The sequence below is a fragment of the Curvibacter delicatus NBRC 14919 genome (assembly GCF_001592265.1).
Lineage (GTDB): Bacteria > Pseudomonadota > Gammaproteobacteria > Burkholderiales > Burkholderiaceae_C > Hylemonella > Hylemonella delicata.
On record NZ_BCWP01000015.1, the window covers coordinates 55,253 to 71,642 of the forward strand.

At 65.1% G+C, this 16,390-nt stretch carries 19 protein-coding genes; 8 read left to right on the top strand and 11 right to left on the bottom strand.

From position 1 onward, the window contains the following. Positions 1–4 precede the first annotated feature (4 nt). From phnN to infA, 4 genes are all read left to right on the top strand, one after another. Positions 5–610, top strand: a complete 606-nt coding sequence (phnN, locus tag CDE01S_RS09015; protein WP_066706146.1) for a phosphonate metabolism protein/1,5-bisphosphokinase (PRPP-forming) PhnN — start codon at positions 5–7, stop codon at positions 608–610. Between the two features lie 106 nt (positions 611–716). Next, entirely contained in the window at positions 717–935 is a 219-nt protein-coding gene (locus tag CDE01S_RS09020) for a SlyX family protein (RefSeq protein WP_066706149.1), read from the top strand. Between the two features lie 338 nt (positions 936–1,273). Beyond that, positions 1,274–1,528 carry a DUF6566 family protein gene (locus tag CDE01S_RS09025; protein ID WP_157077087.1) on the top strand — a complete coding sequence of 85 codons (255 nt, stop codon included), beginning with the start codon at positions 1,274–1,276 and terminating at the stop codon, positions 1,526–1,528. 24 nt (positions 1,529–1,552) lie between these two features. Further along, the gene (infA, locus tag CDE01S_RS09030) at positions 1,553–1,816 is read left to right on the top strand and encodes a translation initiation factor IF-1 (protein ID WP_066706155.1); all 264 of its coding nucleotides are present in this window, start codon (positions 1,553–1,555) and stop codon (positions 1,814–1,816) included. Between the two features lie 85 nt (positions 1,817–1,901). On the opposite strand, the gene CDE01S_RS09035 is transcribed toward infA, so the two are convergent. Next, positions 1,902–2,369 (bottom strand): nuclear transport factor 2 family protein, encoded by a 468-nt coding sequence (locus CDE01S_RS09035; protein WP_066706241.1) that lies wholly within the window; start codon positions 2,367–2,369, stop codon positions 1,902–1,904. Between the two features lie 89 nt (positions 2,370–2,458). Here CDE01S_RS09035 and CDE01S_RS09040 point away from each other — a divergent pair, with 89 nt between their 5' ends. Continuing rightward, positions 2,459–3,064 carry a TetR/AcrR family transcriptional regulator gene (locus CDE01S_RS09040; RefSeq protein WP_066706158.1) on the top strand — a complete coding sequence of 202 codons (606 nt, stop codon included), beginning with the start codon at positions 2,459–2,461 and terminating at the stop codon, positions 3,062–3,064. A 48-nt stretch (positions 3,065–3,112) separates the two neighbouring features. Here the strand turns inward: CDE01S_RS09040 and cynS are convergent, their stop codons facing one another. The 6 genes from cynS to CDE01S_RS09070 form a co-directional block, all read right to left on the bottom strand. Further along, on the bottom strand, positions 3,113–3,556 hold the full coding sequence (gene cynS / locus CDE01S_RS09045) for a cyanase (protein ID WP_066706160.1): 444 nt from the start codon (positions 3,554–3,556) through the stop codon (positions 3,113–3,115). A 41-nt stretch (positions 3,557–3,597) separates the two neighbouring features. Continuing rightward, on the bottom strand, positions 3,598–4,470 hold the full coding sequence (locus tag CDE01S_RS09050; protein ID WP_066706163.1) for an ABC transporter ATP-binding protein: 873 nt from the start codon (positions 4,468–4,470) through the stop codon (positions 3,598–3,600). Beyond that, the gene (ntrB, locus tag CDE01S_RS09055; RefSeq protein ID WP_066706166.1) at positions 4,460–5,326 is read right to left on the bottom strand and encodes a nitrate ABC transporter permease; all 867 of its coding nucleotides are present in this window, start codon (positions 5,324–5,326) and stop codon (positions 4,460–4,462) included. The genes CDE01S_RS09050 and ntrB overlap by 11 nt, the downstream gene beginning before the upstream one ends. Position 5,327: 1 nt before the next feature. Continuing rightward, the gene (locus CDE01S_RS09060) at positions 5,328–6,728 is read right to left on the bottom strand and encodes a CmpA/NrtA family ABC transporter substrate-binding protein (RefSeq protein ID WP_066706249.1); all 1,401 of its coding nucleotides are present in this window, start codon (positions 6,726–6,728) and stop codon (positions 5,328–5,330) included. 137 nt (positions 6,729–6,865) lie between these two features. After that, positions 6,866–7,531: a response regulator gene (locus CDE01S_RS09065; RefSeq protein ID WP_066706169.1), complete on the bottom strand. Its 666-nt coding sequence runs from the start codon at positions 7,529–7,531 to the stop codon at positions 6,866–6,868. After that, positions 7,524–8,744, bottom strand: a complete 1,221-nt coding sequence (locus CDE01S_RS09070; RefSeq protein WP_066706172.1) for a sensor histidine kinase — start codon at positions 8,742–8,744, stop codon at positions 7,524–7,526. The genes CDE01S_RS09065 and CDE01S_RS09070 overlap by 8 nt, the downstream gene beginning before the upstream one ends. A gap of 94 nt (positions 8,745–8,838) precedes the next feature. On the opposite strand from CDE01S_RS09070, the gene CDE01S_RS09075 reads away from it, so the two are divergent. Both CDE01S_RS09075 and CDE01S_RS09080 read left to right on the top strand, forming a co-directional pair. After that, positions 8,839–9,285 (top strand): MarR family winged helix-turn-helix transcriptional regulator, encoded by a 447-nt coding sequence (locus CDE01S_RS09075; RefSeq protein ID WP_066706175.1) that lies wholly within the window; start codon positions 8,839–8,841, stop codon positions 9,283–9,285. A 78-nt stretch (positions 9,286–9,363) separates the two neighbouring features. Then, entirely contained in the window at positions 9,364–9,780 is a 417-nt protein-coding gene (locus CDE01S_RS09080; RefSeq protein WP_066706178.1) for an organic hydroperoxide resistance protein, read from the top strand. A 51-nt stretch (positions 9,781–9,831) separates the two neighbouring features. Here CDE01S_RS09080 and CDE01S_RS09085 read toward each other — a convergent pair whose 3' ends face one another. From CDE01S_RS09085 to CDE01S_RS09100, 4 genes are all read right to left on the bottom strand, one after another. Then, the gene (locus CDE01S_RS09085) at positions 9,832–10,215 is read right to left on the bottom strand and encodes a PilZ domain-containing protein (RefSeq protein WP_066706181.1); all 384 of its coding nucleotides are present in this window, start codon (positions 10,213–10,215) and stop codon (positions 9,832–9,834) included. A gap of 68 nt (positions 10,216–10,283) precedes the next feature. Then, entirely contained in the window at positions 10,284–11,102 is an 819-nt protein-coding gene (locus CDE01S_RS09090) for a creatininase family protein (RefSeq protein WP_066706184.1), read from the bottom strand. 4 nt (positions 11,103–11,106) lie between these two features. Next, positions 11,107–12,705, bottom strand: a complete 1,599-nt coding sequence (locus CDE01S_RS09095) for a B12-binding domain-containing radical SAM protein (protein WP_066706252.1) — start codon at positions 12,703–12,705, stop codon at positions 11,107–11,109. Positions 12,706–12,731: 26 nt separating this feature from the next. Further along, complete coding sequence (locus CDE01S_RS09100; RefSeq protein WP_066706263.1) at positions 12,732–13,946, bottom strand: class I SAM-dependent methyltransferase; 1,215 nt, start codon at positions 13,944–13,946, stop codon at positions 12,732–12,734. Between the two features lie 279 nt (positions 13,947–14,225). Here CDE01S_RS09100 and CDE01S_RS09105 point away from each other — a divergent pair, with 279 nt between their 5' ends. After that, positions 14,226–16,379 (top strand): protein-disulfide reductase DsbD family protein, encoded by a 2,154-nt coding sequence (locus CDE01S_RS09105; RefSeq protein WP_066706266.1) that lies wholly within the window; start codon positions 14,226–14,228, stop codon positions 16,377–16,379. Positions 16,380–16,390 lie beyond the last annotated feature (11 nt).

Consider the following 16,390-nt stretch of genomic DNA (forward strand, 5'->3'; position numbering starts at 1 on the left):
CCCGATGAACCGACGTCTGGTGTATGTGATCGGTCCCTCCGGCGCTGGCAAGGACAGCCTGCTGGCCTGGCTGCGGGCGCGGCTCGATCCTGCGCTGCCGATCCACTGGGCGCGCCGCACCATCAGCCGGCCGGCGCAGGCCGGCGGCGAGGCGCACGAAAGCGTGGACGTTGCCGCTTTTGAGCAATTGCGCGACCAACAGGCCTTCGCCCTGCACTGGAAAGCCAACGGTCTGCATTACGGCATTCGACATGCCGAACTGGCTGCTTTCACTGCAGGCAGCTGGGTGATGGTCAACGGCTCGCGGGCCTACCTGCCGCAGGCGCAGGCCAGCTACCCCGGCCTGACCGTGCTGCACATCACCGCCAGCGCCGACATCCTGCGGCAGCGGCTGCTGGCACGGGGCCGCGAGACACCCGAGATGATCGAAGCACGCGTGCAAAGAGCGGTCGATCTCCGGCTGCCATCCCAGGGGGCTGTACTCGAAGTTCGCAATGACGGCGCCTTGGACGCCGCCGGCGAAAGATTGCTGCAGGCCTTGGGACAGCTGACAGAGTGGCCCCGGCTCCCTGCCAACCCGGTGACAACGAGGGACCGCCCGGCGCCATAACCCCCAGCCATGGCGCTGACTCATGCCAACGACGACAGCCATGCCAACAGTGCAGTCTGTCGTCGGCATCGCCACGGCAGACCTGTTTTCAGGTCCAATACAGGGCATGAACCAAGCGCACGACACCGACGCCCGCCTGACCGAACTGGAGATCAAGGCCAGCTACGCCGAAGACCTGCTGGACCAGTTGAACCAGACCATCTTCCGCCAGCAGCAGCAGATTGACGCCCTGCTGCGCGAGGTGGCCGAGTTGCGCCGCCAGCAGCCCGAAGGCGGCCAGCCTGTGCAGCGCAACCTGCGCGACGAACTGCCGCCGCACTACTGAGCCCATGGAAGAGAAGTCCTGCGCGTTGAGGGCAAACGTGTTACATTAACCCATCGCTTGTTGCGACTGTGTGCGTCCATCCTGCCAGGCATGACGCGTGCGCCCCCGGCAGAGGGGTAGCCAGTCCAGCCCCGCATGAGCGAACCGGCCCCCTTCTCACGACGCGGCAGGTTTTTCCTCCCTTCTGTTCTTCACGTCGTCCCTGCTGTGACGCGTGCCCTGCCCCGATGCATCCGCACGGGCGACCAGGGTGATCAGGCGGAACCCACCGGCACAGGTGCGTGCCAACTGGTTATTCGTCCGTCAGGCGCCTGGCGCCCGGACCGGTTTGCTTTTTGATGATTCAACACACGACAATTTCTCATGCTTCGCCCATCACGATGGGCAAATACCGGGTGGCAGCCTGCCCCCGACCTCTGACCGGCGGCCGCTTTGCGGCCCAGGTGTCGATTGCCAGCGGGCGCGGCAGCGCCTCGACCGACCGGGTGATGCGCTTCATCCCCGATTTCCCCACTTACCAGGAAGCCGCGCATTACGCGATCGAGCAAGGCCTGAACTGGGTACGCGAAACCACGCGTACCCCGACCCATTAACCCAAGCAACACAGGAGTACCCACATGGCAAAGGAAGAACTGATTGAGATGGCCGGCGTCGTCAAGGAAGTCCTGCCCGACACGCGTTTTCGTGTGGTGCTGGACAACGGCCATGAGCTGATCGCCTATTCCGCCGGCAAGATGCGCAAGAACCACATTCGCATCCTGGCCGGCGACAAGGTGTCGCTCGAACTGTCGCCTTATGACCTGAGCAAGGGCCGTATCAAGTTCCGCCACCTGGAAGGCCGCGGCCCCGCCATGGCGCCGCGCCGCCCGCCGGCACGCTAAGCCAGCGCTCACCAAAGCCAAGGCCTGGGGCACCCCGCTTATAGAAGCCGAGGTGCCGCCAGGCCTTTGCTTTTTCAGGCCGGCCTCACAGCCCCAGATCGCTCAGGCCCGGATGGTCGTCCGGGCGGCGGCCCAACGGCCAGAAGAACTTGCGCTCTTCCGCCTTGATCGGCAGGTCGTTGATGCTGGCAAAGCGCCGCTGCATGAAACCCTGCTCGTTGAACTCCCAGTTTTCGTTGCCGTAGGAACGGAACCACTGGCCGGCATCATCGCGCCATTCGTAGGCAAAACGCACCGCAATGCGGTTGCCGCTATGGGCCCACAGCTCCTTGATGAGGCGGTAGTCCAGTTCGCGCACCCACTTGCGCGCCAGGAACTCGCGCACCTGCGCACGCCCGACCGGGAACTCGGCGCGGTTGCGCCAGCGCGTGTCTTCGGTATAGACCTGCACCACCCGGTCCGGGTCGCGCGAGTTCCAGGCGTCTTCGGCCAGGCGCACCTTCTGTGCGGCGGTCTCAAGGGTAAAGGGTGGCAGCGGCGGTTTGGTTTCCATCATGCAGTCCTCAGGTCAGGTTGATGTAGACAGGTCTGTCTACATGCCGCAGTCTACCCAAAGTAGACAGATCTGTCTACAATGAACCCATGCACCTCACAGAACCCGCCGACACCCGGAACCTCTCCGCCCGCGAACGCATCCTGCTGACCGCACATGAGCTGTTCTACCGCGAAGGCATCCGCGCGACGGGCATCGACCGCGTGATCGCGGCGTCCGGTGTGACAAAAGTCACCTTCTACCGGCACTTCCCGAGCAAGAACGACCTCATCCTGGCCTTTCTGGAATACCGGCACCAGCGCTGGATGGACTGGTTCACCGATGCCTTGCAGCGCAAGGGCCCAGGCCTGAAAGCGCTGGTGCCGGCGCTGGCGGAGTGGTTCGGCGATGCGGATTTCCGCGGCTGTGCGTTCATCAACAGCGTCAGCGAACTGGGTGGCACGCAGCCCGAGGTGGTGGCGATCGCACAACGCCACAAGCAGGACATGGTGGCGGCCATCGCGACGTTGCTGCCGCCGTCGAAACAGCGTGCGCGCGACGCCCAGGCCATTGCGCTCGCGGTGGATGGCGCCATCATCCGGGCGCAGTTCGACCAGGCAGCCGATGCAGCGCTGCAGGCGCTGGAACGGATTTTGAAGTCGCTGCAGGCCAGCGCACCCCACCACCCCATGCCGGCGAAACGCACGGCACACTGAGGCCGAGAACCGTTCGGGGCCAGCATGACCTGGCCCCGAACGTGCCGCTCAATACTGCTTGTACGGCAGGAACTTGCCCGACAGCACCACGTTGACACGGTCGCCTTTCGGGTCGGGCTGGCGCACGATGTCCATGCTGAAGTCGATGGCGCTCATGATGCCGTCGCCGAACTCCTCGTGGATCAGTTCCTTGATGGTGCTGCCGTAGACGCTGACGATCTCGTACCAGCGGTAGATCAGCGGGTCGGTGGGCACCGGCGTGGGCAACGAGCCTTTGTAGGGCACGACCTGCAGCCATTTCTGCTCTTCGACGCTGAGGCCGAAGATCTTGCCCAGGATCTTGGCCTGCTTGGCGTCGAAAGTCATCTGGCCCAGGCAACCGGCGGTGACCCACTCCTTGGAGAGGCCGACCTTCTTGGCCACATCGTCCCACTTCAGGCCCTTGGACACTTTGGTGGCAATGATTTTTTCGGTGACGTCGTTGCGGTTCATGATGGACTCCGTTGTTGAGTTGAAGGTTGAAAGAGACAAGGTCAATGCGCCACAGCGCGCGTGACCAGGAAATCGACGATGTGGTTGCGCAGTTCGTAGTAGCCGTCCAGGTGGTGCAGACCGGCGCGCGTGCGTTCACGCGGTAGCGGATTGACCACCACTTCGGCAATGCCGCCGGGCACGTAGCCGGTGGCGGTCTCGCTGCCATTGCTCATGAGCAGGATGCGGTCGGCCAGCAGGATGGCTTCGTCCACGTCGTGCGTGATCATGAACACCGTCTGCTGCGTCTGGCGCACGATGGTCATCAGCTCGTCCTGGATGGTGCCGCGCGTGAGCGCATCGAGGGCACCGAAGGGCTCGTCGAGCAGCAGCATCTTGGGCTGGATGGAAAAGGCGCGCGCAATGCCGACGCGTTGTTTCATGCCGCCCGAGAGCTGGCTGGGTTTCTTGTCGATGGCATGGCTCAGCCCCACCATGGCGACGAACTTCTCCACCTGCACGTTGACCTTGGCGGCCGGCCACTCCGGCCAGCGCGACTTGACGGCAAAGGCAATGTTCTGGCGCACCGTGAGCCAGGGCATGAGCGCATGGCCCTGGAACACCACACCACGCTCCAGGCTGGGGCCGGCCACCTCGCGCCCGTCCATGAAAACGTGGCCGCTGCTGGCGGTGTCGAGCCCGGCCAGCACGTTGAGGATGGTGGTCTTGCCGCAGCCGGAATGGCCGATGATGCAGACGAACTCGCCGCGCTCCAGCGTGAATGAGACGTCGGCGAACACCGGCTTGGCCGCCTGGTAAGCCTTGCTGAGCTGTTCGATTCTGAGGAAACCGTCCACGGTGGGAACCTTTCGTTGCGGCGAGGTAGGGGCAATGGCCACGGGTGTGGCAACGCGCGAGGGGACTTCACTCCACATAGGTCACCGCCTTCTGCAATTGGCCGAACGCCAGGTCAAGCAGCATGCCGACCACGCCGATGACCAGGATGGCAAAGATCACGTTGGTGAGCGACAGGTTGTTCCACTCGTTCCAGACGAAGTAACCAACGCCGGTGCCGCCCACCAGCATCTCGGCCGCCACAATCACCAGCCAGGCAATGCCCATGCTGATGCGCATGCCGGTCAGGATGGTGGGCGCCGCCGCCGGCAGGATGACGAGGAAGGCCTTGCGCAGCGGGTTGACTTCCAGCGTGCTGGCCACGTTGAGCCAGTCGCGCTTGACCGAGGCCACGCCGAAGGCGGTGTTGACCAACATCGGCCAGACCGAGCAGATGAAGATGACAAAGATGCCCGAGATGGAGGAGTCCTTGATGGTATAGAGCGCCAGCGGCATCCACGCCAGCGGGCTGATGGGCTTGAGCACCTGGATGAAGGGGTCAAAGGCGCGGCGCAGCAGCGGCGACATGCCGATGATGAAACCGAGCGGAATCGCCACCAGGCAGGCCAGCCCGAAACCCAACCCGACCCGGCCCAGTGAATACCCCAGCTGGATGACGATGCCCTTGTCGTTGAGACCGTTGTCGTAGAACGGGTTGGCCAGGTGGCCCCAGACCGTGCTACCCATCTGGCCCAGCGTCGGGAAGCCGCCGCTCTTGCTGTTGCCGATCTCCTTGCCCATCATCTTGGTGTATTCGATCTGCTCGGCCGTCAACCCGGCCGCCGCCCCACCCGCGCCCGAAGACGCGGTGGCGACGTACCAGATGCCCAGCACCAGCAGCAGGATCAGCGCCGACAGCAGGGCCGCCTTGAGTTGGAGGGAACGTGCGGCGTTCATGTCATGCCTTTCGGATCGGGAAGCTCTTGGCGTATTCGGCGGCCTTGGCAGCATCGAACTCGCGGCCCATGATCTTGAACTTCGGGTAGGCCCCGTCGGGCACCTTCTGGTCCAGCGCCTTCATATGCTTCTTGGCGTCGGTGATCAGGAACACCTTTTCGGCGATCTGCTTGTAGTTGACCTCGCCCTTGACGTAACCCCAGCGCTGCATCTGCGTGAGCATCCAAACCGCCATGCTCTGCCAGGGCATGGGGTCGAAGTCGGCACGGTCGGGCACGTTCTGGATGTTGCCCAGGCCGTCGGCGAACTTGCCGGTCAGCACCTGGTTGATCACCACCTCGGGCTGGTTGAGATACTGCGCCGGGGCAATCACCTTGGCGATCAGCTCGCGGTTCTTCGGGTCGCGCGCCATGGCGGCTGAGGTCAGCACCGCGCGATACAACGCAGCGAAGGTGTTGGGGTTCTTCTGGATGAACTCGGTGCTGGTGCCAAAGGCGCAGCAAGGGTGCCCATTCCACAAGTCCTTGGTCAACACATGGATGAAACCCACCTCCTCGTACACCGCGCGCTGGTTGAACGGATCGGGGCCGAGGAAACCGTCGATGTTGCCGGCACGCAGGTTGGCCACCATCTCGGCCGGCGGCACCACACGCAGCTGCACATCGGTGTCGGGGTTCAGTCCGGCTTCAGCCAGGTAGTAGCGCAGCAGGAAGTTGTGCATGCTGAACTCGAAGGGAATGGCGAACTTGAAGCCCTTCCAGTTCTTCGGGTCACGGTTGTTCTTGTGCTTGAGCGCCAGCGTGATGGCCTGGCCGTTGATGTTCTGGATCGTGGCCACGTTCATCGGCGTGGCGTTGGAGCCCAGGCCCATGGAGATGGCCAGCGGCATGGGGCTCAGAAAGTGCGTGGCGTCGTACTCCTTGTTGATCATCTTGTCGCGGATCAGCGCCCAGCCGGCGGTTTTGGTCACCTCGACATTCAGGCCTTGCTGTTTGTAGAAACCCAGCGGATGGGCCATGATCAGCGGCGTGGCGCAGGTGATCGGGATGAAGCCGATCTTCAGGTCCTTCTTCTCCAGTGAGCCTTTTTCCTGTGCCATGGCCTGCAGGCTGGCCACTGGCAGCACGCTGGCAATGGCGGCCATGGCCGTGCCCTTGCCGACGGCACGCAGGAAACGCCGGCGCACCGCGTCCTGCGGAAAGATGGCTTTCACCAACGTGGCTTCGATGAATTCATTGCTGTAGGCCTCGAATTCACTTGTCAGGCTGCGGCGCTTGAGTTCCTTGACAGCCTGTTCGGCTGCCAGCTCCTGCTGGTGCTCGGCCACGCTGTGGTCACGGCCGCAGCTGCACTTGAGCATCAGGGGGCGGTCGGCGTCATAGGGATCGAAGTACTGGGTCATGGCATCACCTTCTGGGTTGGGATGCCACGTCTTACGCAAAGGTCGGGCCAGTTTGTGCGGCACGCCCATGCTGGCCTGCATTTCGTGCCCGCCAGCACCACGCCCTGTAGGGCCAGCCCTACAAAGCCCTGTGCAATTCAAGCCGTCGGTGGTCGGCGGCCATGCCGTTCGGCAAACAGCGCCAGCTCCACATCGTTCTTGGTGCCGGTTTTTTCAAGGATGCGGGCGCGGTAGGTGCTGACCGTGTTGGGCGCGAGCTTGAGCTGCGCACCAATTTCGCTCACGCTCTGGCCGGCGGTGAGCAGGCGGAACACCTGGTGCTCACGGTGCGACAAGGCCTCCAACCCGCCGGCACCTGCTGCCGCTGCGCCGACGGCCGCCGCCAGTGCCTCGGCCGTGGCCGGCGTGACGTAGCGGCCGCCGGCGGCCACCTTGCGCACGGCGGCCAGCATGTCGTCGGGATCGGCACTCTTGTTGAGGTACCCACCGGCACCGAGCTTGATGCAGCGCACCGCATACTGGCTTTCCGGGTAGGTGCTGAGCATCAGCACCGGCAGCGCCGGATGGTCGCGGCGCAGCGCCTGCAACACCTCCAGCCCGTCCAGGCCCGGCAGGGCGATGTCGAGCAACACCAGGTCCAGCCCGGTTGCACCGTCTTGCATCTGCACCTGATCCAGCACCTCGGGGCCGCTGGGCGCTTCGGCCACGACGCACACATCTGGTGCATCGGCCAGCACCTGCTTGAGCCCTTCGCGCACAATGCGATGGTCGTCGCCGATGAGGACGCGAATCATGCTATGCATTCCGTAGCGGCGTGCGCAAGCGGAACAAGGTCCCGTAGCCAATTTGGCTTGAAATATCGAGCTGGCCGCCAAAGTGGCGCGCCCGCTCGCGCATGCCCAGCACGCCGTAGGCCGTCGGCGCCTCGAAGGCCTGCGCGGTCGCACCGCAGCCGTTGTCCTGCACCTCGATCGTCAACTCGCCGTGTTCGATGCGGATGCGCACGTCCAGCCCATTGGCGCGTGCATGACGGCCTACGTTGCTGAGCATTTCCTGGAAGATGCGGAACACCGCCATCGCCATCGGCTCGGGCAGGATCACGCCCTCGGTGCCCCGCATGTCCCAGGCCAGCGCTAGTTCAGCCGACTGGGCAAATTCCTGCGCCTGCCATTCCAGCGCCGCCCACAGGCCCTGGTGGTCGAGGATGCTGGGACGCAGGTCGGTGATGATGCGCCCGACGTTGTCGACCGCGGTCTCGATCATGCGGCTCATGTTCTGGCACTTGCAGCGCAGCCGGGTGCGCATGGCCTCGGCTTCGTGCGGTGCGCGCTGCTGCTGCTCGCCCAGGCGCTTGTCCATCCAGTTGACGTCCATCTTCAGCGCCACCAGCAGGCTGCCGAGTTCGTCGTGCACCTCGCGTGCGATGCGGGTGCGTTCGTCCTCGCGCACTTTTTCCGAATACGCTGCCAGCTCGCGCAACTGGCCCAGTGCCACTGACAACTCGCGCGTGCGCGCGGCCACGCGGTTTTCCAGTTCGTCATTGGCACGTGCCAGTTCGGCGTTGGCACACTGCAGCGCCTCGGCCGCATGGCGGCGTTCGGTGATATCAACAAAAGTGACCACGGCGCCACGCACCACGCCGGCATCGAGCAGCGGGTAGCTGGAGTATTCGACCGGAAACGGCTGGCCATCGCAGCGCCAGAACACCTCGGCGTCAATGCGGCAGGGCAGGCCCTGGCGGAAGGCGTTGAAGATCGGGCAGTCCTGTGCCGCATAGACGCTGCCGTCGGCGTGCGAGTGGTGGGTCAGCTCGTGCATGTTGCGGCCCAGCACCTCGTCAGCCGCCCAGCCCAGCATGCGGGCACCGGCCCGGTTGATGAAGGTACAGTGGCCGTCCAGGTCGATACCGAAAATGCCCTCGCCGGTTGACTCCAGCAGCAGCTCGAGCTGGTGCTGCCACAGCGGATCGTCGCTGGCAGGCAAGGGGTTGCGGGCTTCGAACTGAGCGGCAGGCATGCCCTGTCTGCTGCAATGTTTATGCCAGCCGCTTGTCCAGTGGCCGCCAATCCTGAAACAATAGCGCTGAATATCAGCTTTCACCCGCCCGTCCATGCCCCCCTCCTCCGATGACCTGCTGCTTGAGCAGCAGCTCTGCTTCCCGCTCTATGCAGCCTCGCGGTTGCTGACCCGGCTCTACCAGCCCCTGCTGGAGCCGCTCGGGCTGACCTACCCGCAGTACATCGTGCTGATGATCCTGTGGGAAGACGCCCCGTGCGCTGTGTCCCACATTGGCGAGCGGGCCCAGCTTGCCAGCAACACGCTGACACCGCTGCTCAAACGCCTGGAGCAGCTCGGCCTGGTGCAGCGTGTGCGCTCCAGCGAAGACGAGCGTGTGGTCAACATCAGCCTCACGCCGGCCGGGCGCGCGCTCAAACAGAAGTGCACCTGCATCCCGACCCAGCTGCTCGAGCGCATGGGCTATTCCACCCAGGACGCGCTGAAACTCAAGAAACAACTCGACAGCCTGCTGGCCCATCTGCAGTCGGCCGCAGGCTGACAAATCCCCTGCTCCCAACAAGGTTTCATGAATCCCGGATAATTAATCGCACGCGATTTAATCTTTTAGGAGCTATTTATGAAAACCGTGTACCAAACCCGTGCCAGTGCCACCGGCGGCCGCAATGGCCATGTCGTCTCGCAAGACGGCGTGCTCGATCTGCGTCTGGCGATTCCGAAGGAAATGGGTGGCCCTGGCGGCGCGCTCAGCAACCCGGAGCAGCTGTTTGCCGCTGGCTATTCGGCGTGTTTTGATTCGGCCCTGGCGTTTGTCGCCGGCCAGCGCAAGATCAAGCTGCAGGGTACCCAGGTGGATGCCACGGTGGGCATCGGCCCGAACGGCCAGGGCGGTTTCGGCCTGGCCGTGACGCTGGAGGTCACCATTCCCGACCTGCCGCGCGAAGAAGCCCAAGCATTGATGGACGCCACCCACCTGGTCTGCCCCTACTCCAATGCGCTGCGCGGCAACGTGCCGGTGGAACTGATCCTGAAATAAGCAGCACCTCGGCCGCCCGGCGCGTTTGCCGACTGCTGGGCGGCCCGTTCCTTAATGCCGCAGGCTGGTGTCCTGGGCCATCAGCTTGGCCAGGTCGCGCTCCAGCACGCTGTGGTCACCGGCATTGAACTCGACCAGCTGGCGCAAATGCGTGATGCTGTCGAGGTCGATGCGGTCGCAGTGCAGCCCGATATGGCGGCCATCCACATGGGCCACCGTGGCGTCCATCACGATCACCGCCCCGGGGGCCAGCTCCAGGCGCAGGTGACAGGGCTGACCGGTCTTCGCGGGCCAGGTGTCGTCATGCTCAATCAAGGCGCCCTTGAGCGAGACATCGATCAGGCGCGCCGCATGGTTGCGGCCGGCAACAGATACCAGCGCCGGCGCATCGAAGCCGGAGCGCCAGAATTGGCGACGTTCGGTGGTCGTGTTCATGAGCAACTCCTGAAGAGGGAGACGTGCTCACGGTAGCCCTGCGGACCCGGGCTGTCAAACCGGGACGGCTAGGTGTTTACCAGGGTATCGGGCGGCAGGCGATCGATTTCACCCAGCAATTGCGCCAAGGCCCGGCCGCTGGCCTGCAGCACGGCCTGCCCCTGCGCAGCGGTGGCAGCCGCCGCATTGCCGACGGCACCGGCCGGGTTGTAGTCCTGCATCTGCCAGCCCAGCTTGGCACTTTTGCCGTTGCCGAGGATGGGGAACTTCTGCGCGCGCTGCTGCGAAGCGGAAGCAAAGTCCTGCGCCTGCCCCATGGCCACCCGCTCCGGTTTGAGCGCCAGCATCATGGCGGTCTCGATCTGGCCGGCATGGATGCCGAAGCGGTGTTCTTCCGCCGTGAACTGCTGCGCCACCTCCGGCCCCAGCGGCAGGTTGAACGAGCTCACGCTGTAGACCAGCATGCCGAGCCGGGCCCGCAGGTCACGCGCCACGATGTCCATCACGCTCACCTGGCCACCGTGCGAATTGAGCAACACCAGCTTTTTGATGCCGGCGCGCGCCACCGATTCGCCAATCTCGGTCCACAGGCTGATGATGGTGTGCGAGGACAAGGTGAGCGTGCCGGGAAAGCGCTGATGCTCCGGGCTCAGGCCGACCGCCTGCGTTGGCAGAAACAGCACCGGCAGATCGGCCGGCAGGTGCGGCAACGATGCCGCCACCACGCCGTCCACCAGATCGGTGTCCACACTCACCGGCAGGTGCGGGCCATGCTGTTCGGTGGCGGCCACCGGCAGCACGGCGATGGTGCAGCTTGTGTCGAGCTGTGCGAAGTCGCGTGTGCTCAGGTCGGCCCAGTAGCGTGAAGGAACGGCGGGTGTGCTCATGCGTCTATCTTAGAGCCTCGGCCGTCACCGCGGCCGTGCTGGCCGCTGGCGTCGCTGGGTCACCGTGACGCGCCTGGCGCTCGGCCCGCACCCGGACGGCCCGCGGCACGGGCACCCCCTGGGGCGGCAGCACCTCGCGCAGGCTGCGCGGCCGTGCGCGGGCGCCGCTGGCCAGGTAATCGGCCAGCAAGGCCTGGCGCACCGCCTGTTCGTCGCCCCCGCGTTCGCTGACGAGGTAATCGAACAGCGCATCGACCAGTTGTTCGGGCGTCAGGTGCGCCGTCTCGCCCTGGCGCTGCCACAGCCAGTCGGCAAAGGCCGCAAAGGCAGCGAACGCCGACGGCCCCTGCAACAGCAGCGGCAGGCTTTGCCGGAACCGGCCTGAATTGGCCACCAGATCCCAGTAGCGCGCCAAGCGGGTAAAGCGCTGCAGCGCGGCCGCGTCCACCGCACCAGTCTGCAACACGGTGTAGGGCGGCGCGGGGTCGTAGACCATGCCGTAGTCGGCGGTGTGACGCGCAATCGGCGTGCCGCGCAGGCGCTTGAGGATGCCGAGCTGGATCTCGTGCGGCCCCAGCGCGTACAGACGATCGAAACCTTGGGCAAAACTTTGCAGCGTCTCACCCGGCAGACCGAAGATCAGGTCGGCATGCAGGTGAGCCGGGCTCTCGCCCACCAGCCAGCGCAGGTTGGCCTCGGTCTTGGCGTTGTCCTGCCGGCGCGAGATGCGCTGCTGCACCTCGACGTTGAAGCTCTGGATGCCAACCTCGAACTGCAGCACGCCCTCAGGGAAGCGGACGATCATGGCTTTCAGCCGGTCGGGCAGCTGGTCCGGCACCACCTCGAAGTGGACGAACAGGTCCTCACTCATCCGGTCCAGGAAAAACTGCAGGATGCGTACCGAGGCCTCGACCTTGAGGTTGAAGGTACGGTCGACAAATTTGAAGTGGCGCGCACCGCGCCGGTACAACGCATCCATCTCGGCCAGAAAGGTGTCGAGGTCGAAAGCCCAGGCGGTCTTGTCGAGCGAGCTCAAACAGAACTCGCACTTGAACGGGCAACCGCGCGACGCCTCCACGTACAGCAGGCGGTGCGCCAGGTCGTCGTCGCTGTACTCGGCGTAGGGCAGCACGATCTCGTCCAGCGGTGGCTGCTCGCCTGCGACGATTTTCATCAGGGGCTGCGGGCCATGCAGCAGCGCCCGGCACAACTTGGGGAAACTGACATCGCCCCAACCCGTGATCACGTGGTCAGCCAACTGCACGATGGCCTGTTGCTCGACTTCGTGGCTGACCTCAGGCCCGCCCAACACGACTTTGATAGCCGGTTGCGCACTTTTCAGCAAACGCAGCACCTCGGTGGTCTGCGTCACATTCCAGATGTAGACACCAAAACCAACGATGGCCGGATGGAGTGCCAGCAGTTCGTCCACGATGTCCTGCGGCTTGCGCGCGATGGTGAACTCACGCAGCACACAACGCGCGCGCAAGTCCTCGCCGCCATGGCGCGCCATGTTGGCCAGCAGGTAACGCAGGCCGAGCGAGGCGTGGATGTACTTGGCGTTGAGCGTTGTCAGGACGATGGCGGCAGGCTGGTCGGGCATGCCGCCATTATCGGAGTGCGCCGTTGTCAGCGGGCGTACATCCAGCGCCGCGACCACGGCAGGCCACGCGCCGGGCGGCCTGCCTTGCGGCACAGCACCTGGTACAGCGACACCTCGTCGTGCTCGAAGGCCCATTGGCTGCCGGCGAGGTAGACACGCCAGATGCGCCAACGTTTCTCATCCACCATGGCCTTGAGTTTCTCGCCGTTGGCCTCGAAGGCTTGGCTCCACAAGCCGGTGGTGCGCGCGTAGTGGCGGCGCAGGCTCTCGATGTCGAGCGCTTCCAGCCCGCCCTCCTGCATGGTCCTGAGCACGGTGCCGATGTGTGGCAGCTCGCCGTGCGGGAAGACGTAACGGTCAATGAAACGGCCACCGCCATGGCTGGTTTCGCCGTCATTGGCGTCGGTGGAGGTGATGCCATGGTTGAGCACCCAGCCCTCGTCCGTCAGCAGTTCGTTGATACGACTGAAATAGCCGGGCAGGTGCTGGATGCCGACGTGCTCGAACATGCCGACGCTGGTGATGCGGTCGAACTGGCCCTGCACGTCGCGGTAGTCCTGCAGGCGGATCTCCACCCGGTCCTGCAAGCCGGCCTGGCGCACTCGCTCGGTGGCCAGCTCGAACTGCCGCTGCGACAGCGTGACGCCGAGGCAGCGCGCGCCGAACTTCGAGGCCGCGCGCATGACCAGCGCGCCCCAGCCGCACCCGATGTCGAGCAGGCGCTGGCCCGGCTGCAGCTGCACCTTGGTCAGGATGTGGTCGATCTTCTTGGTCTGCGCCTCGGCCAGTGTCTCGTCGCCGTTCTCGAAGTAGGCGCAGGAATAGACCATGGCCGGGTCGAGCCAGACCTGGTAGAACGCGTTGGAGACGTCGTAGTGGTACTGGATGTCTTCGCGGTCGGTGTTCTTGGTGTGCGTGAAACGGCGCACCATGCGCGACAGCCGGCCCTCGGTCTTGCTGCCGGCCTCGGCCAGCCGGTGCGCGATGTCGAGCACGTCGTCCACGCTGCCGGTCACATCGATCTGGCCTTCAACATAGGCCTCGCCCAGGCTGTCGAGGCTGGGCGACAGCAGCAGCGGGATGGCGCTGGCCTTGCGCACCTGGATCACCACCTTGGGCTGGCTGAACTCGCCGAGCCGCAGGCCGGAACCCGGCGCCGGGTTGTCGCCCCACTGAATCAGGACCGGTAGATTGGTCTTGGCCTTGAGTTGCGTCACCCAAGGGCTCAGAACCGCTTCCATGCTGGGCACCATAAGCATCCTCCGCTAGATGAACGTCATGCGCAGGCTCTTCTTCGCGGCCTGTTTCCGGGAAACGAAAGCATTATTCGAGCCCAAGCCGGCTCGTGGCTTTGATAGTGTCTATGACAGCCATAGCCTTTTGCAAGCCCTTTCGCATTGGCTTATATTTGGTGCTTGCACCCGGCGCGGGCCTGTGGCCTGTGCGTCGCCCGCCCGAACGGGCGGGGAACTTGTGCCGCGCCCCTCACTCCCACCGGCTTCACTCACCGCTTGCCCTTCATGACCTTGCCCCGGCCGTCCCGACTTCTGCAGAACGCTCTTTTTTTCATAGCAGCTGCCGCTTTATCCATCGGGTCCCAGGCCCAAATAAGCTCGCAAAAAACGGTGGTCACCACCGAGCAGGTGCGCGCCGAACTGATGGCCCATGCGCCCCAAGGCGTGGCACCGGGCCAGCCGGTCTGGCTCGGGCTGCAGATCCGGCACCAGCCCGAATGGCACACCTACTGGAAGAACTCGGGCGACTCCGGCCTGCCCACGCAGCTGGAATGGACGCTGCCACCGGGCGTGCTGGCCGGCGACATCGCCTGGCCGCTGCCGCACAAGATCGCGCTCGGCAAGCTGGTCAACTACGGTTATGAAGGCACGCTGCTGCTGCCGGTGCCGCTGACCATCACCCCCGACTTCAAACCTTCGCTGCTCAACCCGGACCTGACGGTCAAGCTCAAGGCCAGCTGGCTGGTCTGCCGCAAGGAATGCATTCCGGAAGAGGGCGAGTTCACGCTCAGCGTTCCGGTCAAAGGCTCGACCGCCCTGAACGGCGCCGCCTTTGACGCCGCGCTGGCCGCCCAGCCGCAAGCGCTGGCGGCAGCCAAGGGCAGCCAGCTCCGCATCGACGGCCGGACCCTGCAGCTGACCTTGCACGGCTTGCCGGCCAGGCTGCAGGGGCAGACGTTGGAGGTTTTTCCCGAGACCGCCGAAATCGTCAACCCCTCGGCCCCCTGGCAGCAGGCCTGGCAGGGGGCGGTCTGGACCGCCACCCTGCCGCTGGCCGAAGCGCGCAGTGCCAGCCCCACCGTGCTGCCGCTGGTGCTGACGCACAAGAACGCGGGCTGGCGCGTCGAGTTGCCAGTCACCGGCGAGTGGCCCAAGACGGCGGCCCCGGCGGCGCTGTCGCCAGCGCTGCAGGCGGCCCTGCAAGCCAATGCACAGATCCCGGCTGCCCCCGCCGCCTCGCTCGGTTTCCTCGCCGCCTTGCTGGGCGCGTTGTTGGGCGGCCTGATTCTCAACCTCATGCCCTGCGTCTTTCCGGTGCTGGCCATCAAGGTGCTGAGCTTCACGCGCCATGCCGACGACCACCGCGGCCACCGCATCAGCGGCCTGGCCTACACCGCGGGTGTGGTGGCGAGTTTTGTGCTGCTGGGCCTGCTGCTGCTGGGCCTGCGCGCCGCCGGCGAAAGCCTGGGCTGGGGCTTCCAACTGCAGAACCCGGCCGTGGTGGCGGCCCTCGCCGCCCTCTTCACCCTGATCGGCCTCAACCTGGCCGGCGTGTTCGAGTTCGGCCAGTTCGCGCCCTCCTCGCTGGCGGCCTTCCAGGCGCGCCACCCGGTGCTCGACGCCTTCCTCACCGGCGTGCTGGCGGTGGCGGTGGCCTCGCCCTGCACCGCGCCTTTCATGGGCGCCTCGCTCGGCCTGGCCGTCACCTTGCCGGCGCTGCAGGCGCTGCTGATCTTTGCCACCATCGGCCTCGGCCTGGCGCTGCCCTACCTGCTGGCCAGCTTCGTGCCGGCCTTTGCCCGCGCCCTGCCCAAGCCGGGCGCCTGGATGGACGCGCTGCGCAAACTGCTGGCCTTCCCGATGTTCGGCACCGTGGCCTGGCTGGTCTGGGTGCTGGGCCACCAGAGCGGCGTCGATGGCGCCGGCGCGCTGCTGGCACTGCTGGTGGTTTTCAGCGCAGTGATCTGGTCGCTCACGCTCACCGGCCGTTCACGTTTTGTGATTGCTACTATTTTGATAGCTGCTGGCGCATGGTTGACATGGGCCATCGGCCCATTTGCCTTGAAAACCCAAACCACCGCGGAAGCCCCGGCGGCCGGTGAACGCTGGCAGGCCTGGGCCCCGGGCCGGGTGGAGGAACTGGTGGCCGCCCAACAGACCGTGTTCGTCGACTTCACCGCCGCCTGGTGCGTGACCTGCCAGTACAACAAACAGACCACACTGGCCGATCCCTCTGTGCTGGCCGAGCTGGAAGCGAAAAAGGTGACGCTATTGCGCGCCGACTGGACCCGGCGCGACCCGGCCATCACCGCCGCACTGGCGCAGCTGGGGCGCAACGGCGTGCCGGTTTATGTGTTTTACCAACAAGGCAGGGCGCCGATCGTCTTGTCGGAAATCCTGAGCGTGCAGGAAGTGCGCGCCGCCCTGGCGCAGCTGTGAGCTGAAAGCAC